This window comes from Candidatus Nitrosarchaeum limnium BG20, assembly GCF_000241145.1.
In the GTDB taxonomy this organism is placed as follows: domain Archaea; phylum Thermoproteota; class Nitrososphaeria; order Nitrososphaerales; family Nitrosopumilaceae; genus Nitrosarchaeum; species Nitrosarchaeum limnae.
This window is the reverse complement of sequence record NZ_AHJG01000274.1, coordinates 1-1,302: the sequence shown is the minus strand read 5'-3', so window position 1 is coordinate 1,302 and position 1,302 is coordinate 1. Positions and strand designations below refer to the sequence as shown.

The following is a 1,302-nucleotide window of genomic DNA, read 5'->3' as shown; positions in this document are numbered from 1 at the left end:
AATTTTGTTTAAAATGAAAAAACGTGGTCCTATAATTGGAGTCTTTGGGTTAATGCTGGTAGCTATTTCTATTTCTATAATGGTCTCTGTTTTACCTGCAAATATGACTGACCGAAATAGTCTCTATATTCCATCAATGTTTGAGGGAATGTTTAATCAAGTCTCTGATAAAATTACTATTTTTCCTGGCGAGTCAGGATATTTTTCATATGGTACAAAATCATCAAATATCTCACTCTTATGGGGAGTGCAAATAATTGATTTTCAAGACGGAGATAATCTATCTATCTCCATTTCAAATATCTTTGGTGATAAATATGGTAATTTCTCACAAGACAATTCCGTTATCTTTGAAATGTTAGATATTGTAAAATCTGATTCGCTAAATTTTGAAATTCAAAATCATGGGTCTAGAACTGTGAATTTAGTTGTAATGATTTCTGAAGATCCTGATAATTCTGATGCTTTCACAAATCCTAACTTCCCTTTAAGAAATACTATTGTGCCATTAGTGATTTCTGCTCTTTTGTTAATTTTTGGTATTATAATTTTGATAGTAGGCATAATTCTATATTTGATTGATTGGAAAAATATTCAAAATAATAAAAAAAATTACTGATGTTGGTATTATTGGTTTTAGATAGAATAAAAAATAATGTTACTTAATGAAATAAAATATTAACTCAGAAATAATTTTTAAAATTAAATTTTACTGTGGATTAATTTCCATTTTACCGAATTTGCCTTTTGTTAAGGATACTTCACCTTTGAACTCATTTGTATATCCGTTTGTGATTACTACGACATCTCCCACATTAACTGCTTTGATATCATCCCCCCACAATGTGAGTTTTATTTCGTCTGATTCATCAGCTATTACTGCATCACAAACATCAACGGTTCCACCTGTTTTGAGATTTACTGTTCTTGGGTCTCCTTTACTTTTTACTTCGGCTTTTAGATTAATTCCACTTCGCATTTTTTTTACTTGTGAAACTGATTGAAATTCTGCCATGTATTCTGACTCAAGTTTGGACAATTATAAGCTTTTTTAAATAACTTATAACATAAAATCAAAACAGATTTCTGACTTTAATCGCATTACTTTTGGAACCATCTAACGAATTGATTCTACATAAATGGTCATGATTTGAAATATGTTTTCCTCTCAACAGCTAATCTCTGTCTTTAGTTTTTCTATTGAAATTTACCTATATTTTCAATTTTTTGTTAAAATGATGTTAATACCCTATTATTACCAATAATTACCATTTATTACCAATAGTATATATAGTCCTTGTT

At 28.8% G+C, this 1,302-nt stretch carries 2 protein-coding genes; one reads left to right on the top strand and one right to left on the bottom strand.

Annotation, left to right across the window (positions count from 1 at the left end; translation table 11 throughout):
- Positions 1-13 precede the first annotated feature (13 nt).
- Complete coding sequence (locus tag BG20_RS09705) at positions 14-619, top strand: hypothetical protein (protein ID WP_048097215.1); 606 nt, start codon at positions 14-16, stop codon at positions 617-619.
- Between the two features lie 90 nt (positions 620-709).
- On the opposite strand, the gene BG20_RS09700 is transcribed toward BG20_RS09705, so the two are convergent.
- On the bottom strand, positions 710-1,015 hold the full coding sequence (locus BG20_RS09700) for a single stranded DNA-binding domain-containing protein (protein WP_007401198.1): 306 nt from the start codon (positions 1,013-1,015) through the stop codon (positions 710-712).
- Positions 1,016-1,302: the final 287 nt, after the last annotated feature.